Annotated in this window: 6 protein-coding genes; 5 read left to right on the top strand and 1 reads right to left on the bottom strand. The window is 64.3% G+C overall.

The features are described from left to right. Positions 1-154 precede the first annotated feature (154 nt). Positions 155-967, bottom strand: coding sequence for a DUF2066 domain-containing protein (locus tag FJW06_RS29075; RefSeq protein WP_140756976.1), 813 nt, complete (start codon positions 965-967; stop codon positions 155-157). A gap of 175 nt (positions 968-1142) precedes the next feature. Between FJW06_RS29075 and FJW06_RS29070 the strand changes: the two genes are divergently transcribed. The 5 genes from FJW06_RS29070 (at position 1143) to FJW06_RS29050 (ending at position 6890) form a co-directional block, all read left to right on the top strand. Continuing rightward, the gene (locus tag FJW06_RS29070) at positions 1143-2186 is read left to right on the top strand and encodes an enoyl-CoA hydratase/isomerase family protein (protein WP_140756974.1); all 1044 of its coding nucleotides are present in this window, start codon (positions 1143-1145) and stop codon (positions 2184-2186) included. Continuing rightward, complete coding sequence (locus tag FJW06_RS29065) at positions 2183-2605, top strand: DUF6163 family protein (protein WP_140756972.1); 423 nt, start codon at positions 2183-2185, stop codon at positions 2603-2605. The genes FJW06_RS29070 and FJW06_RS29065 overlap by 4 nt, the downstream gene beginning before the upstream one ends. Positions 2606-2845: 240 nt before the next feature. Further along, positions 2846-3361, top strand: coding sequence for a winged helix DNA-binding protein (locus FJW06_RS29060; protein WP_067001002.1), 516 nt, complete (start codon positions 2846-2848; stop codon positions 3359-3361). Between the two features lie 482 nt (positions 3362-3843). Beyond that, on the top strand, positions 3844-5097 hold the full coding sequence (locus FJW06_RS29055) for a L,D-transpeptidase family protein (RefSeq protein WP_140756970.1): 1254 nt from the start codon (positions 3844-3846) through the stop codon (positions 5095-5097). Between the two features lie 152 nt (positions 5098-5249). Beyond that, complete coding sequence (locus FJW06_RS29050; RefSeq protein WP_140756968.1) at positions 5250-6890, top strand: Na+/H+ antiporter; 1641 nt, start codon at positions 5250-5252, stop codon at positions 6888-6890. Positions 6891-6941 lie beyond the last annotated feature (51 nt).

The raw sequence follows: 6941 nt of genomic DNA, 5'->3' as shown, positions 1-6941 counted from the left end.
TGTAGATACAAGGTGGCTCGGCGAAGCGGACGGAGAGGGGTCTTCGTAGAGCGGAAAGTCTTCCAATACGAGGGCCTTTGCCGACGGAACCGGCGCCCGTCTCCGTCTCGGCTTCGCCGAGCCACCTCTCCACACTGCGTGGGGCGAGGAACCCTTACGGCTGCCCGTGCCCCGACAGTATCTGCGCCGCACCCCTGATCGCGATCCGGAAGGCCTCGTCGAAGTTGACGCCGCGCACCTGCCAGCGGTAGGTCATGCCGCGATCGGCCAGCCGCCAGTCGGCGATCCAGCCCAGGTCCTTGTCGCTCCATACGATGCCGCCGGCGAGCGCGCGGGCCGCTCCCGCTTTTTTCGCGAGCTTGTCAAGTCTTGCCATATCGGCTTCGGAAAGCGCCTTCTCGTCAAGGCCGCCGAGCTGCCCGGCCTCGGGAAAGGTGACACGCATCAGCAACGGATCACTCGCATTGGCGAAGGATTCACGCATCGCCTTGCCTTGATCCTGATCGGCCGTCAGCACGAAATGCCGCGAGCCCTGCTCGACGGTCATGAAGACGGCGATCGGCGGCCGCTCGCCGAGCCAGGGCCTGCTGCCGAGCTGCGCGAGCAGCTTGTCGACGACGGCAGGGTTGTAGAGGCAGGTCAGGTCGTGCGGCCTGTCATGCGTGCCTTGCTCGTCATGGATCGGGATGCCTTCGAGCCGGTCGTGATAGCGAAAGGACTGGACGAAGTCGGCTGCCTTGTCGCGCAACGCCAGCATCTCCGTCTTTTGCGTCAGCCGCTGGTCGCCCGAGACCTTGACCAGCACTTTGTCCAGGCAATCCTTGAAGCCGATCTGCCGGTTTACCTCTCCGGTGCCGGTGACGATCGTTTGCGCCTGGTAGAGCTCGGCGACCGCCGCGGCGCGGACGGGCAGTCCCAGGCACAGGAGACCGACCAATCCAACCACGAAGCGGGAAATTCCAGGCATGTCGATCTGCTCGAACCGGTCGGACGCGGGCACAGTGCTTTGCCGGTTACCTAACACCTGGCGCGGCTGCCCGCCAGCGCAAGAACCGCCGCCCCGTACCGCTGCCATTGACGCGTCCGCATGCCGCCTTTAGCACTTCTCTCCCCCGGCGGGCGGCGAGAGGGATTCTCTGGCGATGGATTTTGGCGGCGGCGACGAGATCCGCTTCGAGCGGCTTGGCAAGGCCGGCGTGGTCACATTGACCCGGCCGAAGGCGCTCAACGCCGTCACGCACAACATGGTCAAGGCGCTCGGCAAGGCGCTGGACGCCTGGGAAGGGGATCCGGGCGTCGACGTCGTCGTCGTCAAGGCCGAGGGCAGGGCGTTTTCCGCCGGCGGCGATATCCTCCACATCTACGAGGCCGGCCGCGCCGGCAAACCGCCGGTCGAGTTCTTCGCCGACGAATACCGGCTCAACGCCCGCATCGCCCGCTTCCGGAAACCGTATGTCGCGCTGATCGACGGCATCGTCATGGGCGGCGGCGTCGGCATTTCGTTCCATGGCTCGCATCGGGTGCTGACCGAGAACGCGCAATTCGCCATGCCGGAGGTCGGCATCGGCTTCTTCCCCGACGTCGGGGCCAGCCACTTGCTGCCAGACCTGGGAGGCTCCTTCGGCATGTATCTCGGACTGACGGGAAACCGCATCCGCTACGGCGACGCGCTGTGGTCGGGGCTGGCCACCCACACCATCAAAGCCGAGGACCAAGCGGGCCTGCTCGACGAACTGGCGACGAGCGGCGACGCGAATGCAGAATTGCGCGATTTCTTCGTGCCCGCCAAACGCGAGACGGAGCGGCAGGACCTGGAGTCGATCGCGCGCCATTTTTCGCAGAGCTCGCTCGCCGGCATTATCGACAGCCTGGAAGGGGCAGGGGCCGAAGATGCTTTTGCCGCGAAGACGCTGGCGACGCTGAAAACCCGCTCGCCGACCAGCCTCAACGTCGCCTGGCGCCAGATCAGCGCGGGATCGACGCTATCGATGGACGAATGCATGACGATGGAGTTCCGCATCCTCAACCGCATGCTGGCCGGCCACGATTTCTACGAAGGCATCCGCGCCGCCATCATCGAGAAGGGGTCGCGACCCGAGTGGCGGCCAGCGAGCCTCGATGACGTCAGCGCGGCCGACATCGACGCCTATTTCGCGCCCCTCGGGGACAAGGAACTCGTCCTGTGAGCGAGGTCACCTCCAGGCGCGTGGTGCTGCAGCCTTCGACCACCGAGGTGATCTTCGCCTGGTTCCAGCGCGTCATCGCCGGCTACTGCCTCTTGTTCGGCATCCTCTACTGGATCCGCCTGATCGGCATCTATCCGGGCGAATTGTGGCGCTTCGACCTGATGCCGGTGCACTGGCGGGTGGCGGCGGCGACGCTTGCCGTCTTCTTCCCCTTCGCGGCGGCGGGCTTGTGGATGCTGGCGTCCTGGGGGCCGGTGATCTGGTTCATCTGCGCGGTGACCGAGACGGTGATGTATGCCGGCTTCCCCGATCTCTTCGGCCACCGCCTGCTGATCGTGATCTCGCACGCCTGCGTGGCGCTGCTTTATATCGTCTTCCGCGTAGTCATCTGGCTGCAGAAGCGCCAGCTCCGGCAGTAGGTTGCCGGGCGGCTCCAGGGGCCTGGATTCGGGGTTGGCGATTGCCCTAAAACCGTTGGCTAAATCTTTAGGTTAATTGTTCTTGCTCGGGTGACCGATCGTTAAGCGTCTTCCGAAACCTCTTACCGGTAAGCTCTTGTTAGCCCTGGCGTTTAAGTCGAATTTTATGAGTATTCGATAGTGTCGCGATCAAGGTGAAAAACAAAAAATCACCAAGGCGACAAACGAGAGGCAAAGATAATGATCAATTCGCGTCCGGCGGCGAAGACCGCAAACGTATCCGACGATCGCCGCGAGGCTATCCGTTCGTTGTACATGGAATCGCTGCAGCTGGTGGAGCGTCTGCACCGCCGTCTGCTTGACGTGATCAAGGACGAGTTCGACCGCAACGGCCGCTCCGACATCAACGCCATCCAGGCGCTGCTGCTCTTCAACATCGGCAACTCGGAGCTGACCGCCGGCGAACTGCGCTCGCGCGGCTACTATCTCGGCTCGAATGTCTCCTACAATCTGAAGAAGCTGGTTGACCTCGGCTTCATCAACCACCAGCGTTCGCGCATCGACCGCCGCTCGGTCCGCGTCTCGCTGACGCCGAAGGGCAACGAGGTGGCCGAGGTGGTCGCCGGCCTTTACGAGCGCCATGTCGGCTCGATCGAGGCGGTCGGCGGCATCAACACCGACGAGTTCAAGCAGATGAACCGCGCGCTGCAGCGCCTGGACCGCTTCTGGAACGATACGATCGCGTATCGGATGTAAGATCTACGAATTGGACGGGAAAGCCGCACCGAAGAAGCGCGGCCCCGAGGGGAAAAGTGTGGGCCGGTGCCGAACGCGCCGGTCCTTATCTTTTTCGCGAAGGTGGCACCTGCGGGAGTTTGACCGTCGCTTCGGGCGCGTAGGAGCCTCCGCGCCTGACGGGGAGGGCTTAGACTTCGCACGGCCACGCCGGCATCCCGCCGATGCAAAAAAGCATCGCCCCCATTTCTTTCACGTTCCCGCCGCATGCAAATCGCGGGCCAAGGCCACGTTGCCGCCATAATCGCGGGCGATGCGAAATGTAGGTGATGCTTGCGGGCCTGTGCCCCGCGCTCCTTGGAGCCTGCGTTGCGGCGTCGCGCTTCTGGCAGCCGATTGATGCGGGTCATGGTTGGCGAATTGTTAAGTTTGCCGCCCCTAGAGTGCGGACAAGCCGCCCGGCAAGCGATTGAGCGAGAGCGATCAAACAAAGAATGTCTGCCATGAGAACCAGCCGCCGTGTCTTCCTTACCGGAGCCTCCGCGCTCGCCGCCGCTTTTGCCGCGGGCCATGCGAGCGCCCAGGACGTGATCGGGGACATCCTGAAATCCTCGACGCGCGGCAATTGGGACGACCAGTTCGACGCCCGCGGCAACGACACCAACAAAGTCGCCTCGACGCTGCCGATCTTCAGTCAGCAGACTGTGGCCTTCACCGAGCAGGCGGTGGCGCAGTACCAGAACATCGTCTCGCAGGGGGGCTGGGAACAGGTACCGGCGACCAAGAAATTGCAGCTCGGCGACGACGATCCGGATGTCGTGCCGCTGCGCAAGCGCCTGATGGTCTCGGGCGACCTGCCGCAGAGCGCCGGTATCTCCACGGCCTTCGATTCCTATGTCGACTCGGCGGTCAAGCGCTTCCAGCTCCGCCACGGCCTGCCGGCCGACGGTGCCATGGGCAAGTATACCTATGCCGCGATGAACGTGTCGGCGCAGGTCCGGCTCGGCCAGCTGCAGACCAACCTCCAGCGCCTGAAGGAAAAGGCCGGCACACTCGGCAACCGTTACGTCTTGGTCGACATCCCTGGCGCCCAGGTCGAGGCGGTCGAGAACGACCGCGTCGTGCTGCGCCATACCGCGATCGTCGGCAAGATCGACCGCCAGACGCCGATCGTGAATTCGAAGATCAACGAGATCATCGTCAATCCGTACTGGAACGCGCCGGTCTCGATCGTGCGCAAGGACATCATTCCGCTGATGCGGAAGGATCCGAACTACCTCAAGGACAGCCACATCCGCCTGTTCGCGCCGGACGGCAGCGAGGTCGATCCGATGACCATCGACTGGTCGACGGATGACGCCGCGAAGTACCGTTTCCGCCAGGATCCGGGCAGCAACAACGCCATGGCCTCGGTCAAGATCAATTTCCCGAGCCCGGATGGCGTCTACATGCACGACACGCCGCAGCAGAGCCTGTTCGGCAAGCTGATGCGCTTCGATTCCTCCGGTTGCGTGCGCGTCCAGAACGTGCGCGACCTCGTCACCTGGATCCTGCGCGACACGCCCGGCTGGGACCGTCAGCATTTCGAGGCGGCGATCAAGACCGGCGAGAACACGCCGATCCAGGTCGTCAACCCGGTGCCGGTTCACTTCCTCTATCTATCGGCATGGTCGACCGCCCCGGGCGTCGTGCAGTTCCGCGACGACATCTACGGCCTCGACGGCGCCAGCGAGCTGCAGATCAGCTCTGCGCTGTAATCGTCTGATCTTAAACGAAAAAGGCCGCTCTCGCAGCGGCCTTTTTTTGTTTAAGGGCGCGGCGAGCTATCGGCAATCAGAGCGACAGCCTCGGCGCTGGACGCGACGCCGGCAATTGCCCATGGTTGGTCGAACAGCCCCGGAATCGCGCCATGGACGTCGCCGTCTTCATCCTTGTCGTGCTCGCCTTCGTGACCGTTTCGGGCGCGTTGGTGCGGCTGGTGCGCGTGCCGCTGCCGGTGCTGCAGATCGCCATCGGTGTCGCGCTCGCGTGGCCTGCGCGAGGCGTCCACATCGAAGTGGATCCGGAGCTGTTTCTTCTGGTGTTCATTCCGCCGCTTCTGTTCGGCGACGCCTTTTCGGCGCCGAAACGTGAGCTGATGGCGCTGCGCGGTCCGATCCTCGACCTTGCCATCGGGCTCGTCTTCTTCACCATCGTCGGTTTCGGCTACGCTTTGCATTGGCTGGTGCCGAGCATCCCTCTGGTGGTCGCCTTCGCCTTGGCCGCCGTGCTATCGCCGACCGACGCGGTCGCCGTGTCCTCGATCGTCGATCGCAGTCTCGTCCCGGCGCGGCTGATGCACATATTGGAAGGCGAGTCGCTGCTCAACGACGCTTCGAGCCTGGTGACATTCCGCTTCACCGTCGCGGCGGTGTTGACCGGCAGCTTTTCGTTCGCCGCGGCATCGCTGAGCTTCCTCTTGGCCGTGGCGATCGGCATCCTTGCCGGCATCGCGGCGCTGTTCATTGCCGCGAAGTCGTTGCAGATCCTCAGCCGCATCACCAGCACGCCGGCCGAAGCGCAGGTGCTGGTCATGGTCCTGCTGCCCTTCGTGGCCTATCTGGTCGCCGAGCATTTGAATGCGTCGGGCATTCTGGCGGCGGTCACGGCCGGCCTTCTGACCGGCTACTCCGGCATCGTCCGTCACATGGCGGTCTCGGCGCGCATCCAGACGATCTCGCTCTGGTCGATGCTGATCTTCATGTTCAACGGCTCGCTGTTCATCCTGCTTGGCCTGCAACTGCCAGACATCATCCGCAAGGTGCCGCCGGAACTGACCACTCGGCATTGGCTATTCGAGCCGGCATTGACCGTGCTGTTGCTCACGCTCTGCTTGATCGGGCTGCGCTTCGTCTGGATCTGGATCGGCGACATCGGCGCCGTGCTTGCCGCGCGGCTCGGCAAGCGCGAGGCGGAGCCCTTTGGCTTTCGCGTCAGGCTCGCCGGCTCGATCGCCGGCGTGCGCGGCGCCGTGACGCTGGCCGGCATCCTGTCCCTGCCGCTCACCTTTCAGGACGGCTCGCCGTTCCCGGCCCGCGATCTCGTGATCTTCCTCGCCGCCGGCGTCATCATCTGCTCGCTGGCGATTGCCAGCCTCGCTTTGCCCGCGGTCGCGCGCGGTCTCGTCGAGCCCGGCGAGCATCCGGGTGCCGCCGAAGAGCGCAGGGCCAGGGTCGGTGCCGCCAAGGCGGCCATCGCCAGGATCGAAGGCCTCGCCAGCGACGGCAACGAAGGAGAGGGGGCTGAGATGAAGCTCGCGATTGCCGAGAGCGTCGCGTCCGTCTACCGGCGCCGCATCTCGCTCTCCGACGGCGCCGACGAAGCGCGCGCCGAGGCCCGCGAGTCCGGCCGGATCGAGATGGAGCTCAGGCTTGCCGGCATCGAGGCCGAGCGTGCCGAGCTGCAGGCCATGCTTCGCCGGGGCGACATCAATGACCATACGGCGCGCAAGCTGCTCACCGAGATCACCTTTTCAGAAGCGATCCTCAAGGGTCGCGCGCCGCGGGATTAGAGCAGTTCCAGGAAAGTGTGATCGGTTTTCCGTCCGGAACTGCGTAAAAAC

It is taken from the genome of Mesorhizobium sp. B4-1-3 (assembly GCF_006439355.1).
GTDB lineage: Bacteria > Pseudomonadota > Alphaproteobacteria > Rhizobiales > Rhizobiaceae > Mesorhizobium.
Note: the sequence above shows the minus strand (reverse complement) of the source record. Positions and strands in the feature narration are given on the sequence as shown.

Bases quoted from the DNA above. Each gene is read 5' to 3' on its own strand.
- FJW06_RS29075 (WP_140756976.1), bottom strand. From the start codon at position 967: ATGCCTGGAATTTCCCGCTTCGTGGTTGGATTGGTCGGTCTCCTGTGC.
- FJW06_RS29070 (WP_140756974.1), top strand. From the start codon at position 1,143: ATGGATTTTGGCGGCGGCGACGAGATCCGCTTCGAGCGGCTTGGCAAG.
- FJW06_RS29060 (WP_067001002.1), top strand. From the start codon at position 2,846: ATGATCAATTCGCGTCCGGCGGCGAAGACCGCAAACGTATCCGACGAT.
- FJW06_RS29055 (WP_140756970.1), top strand. From the start codon at position 3,844: ATGAGAACCAGCCGCCGTGTCTTCCTTACCGGAGCCTCCGCGCTCGCC.
- FJW06_RS29050 (WP_140756968.1), top strand. From the start codon at position 5,250: ATGGACGTCGCCGTCTTCATCCTTGTCGTGCTCGCCTTCGTGACCGTT.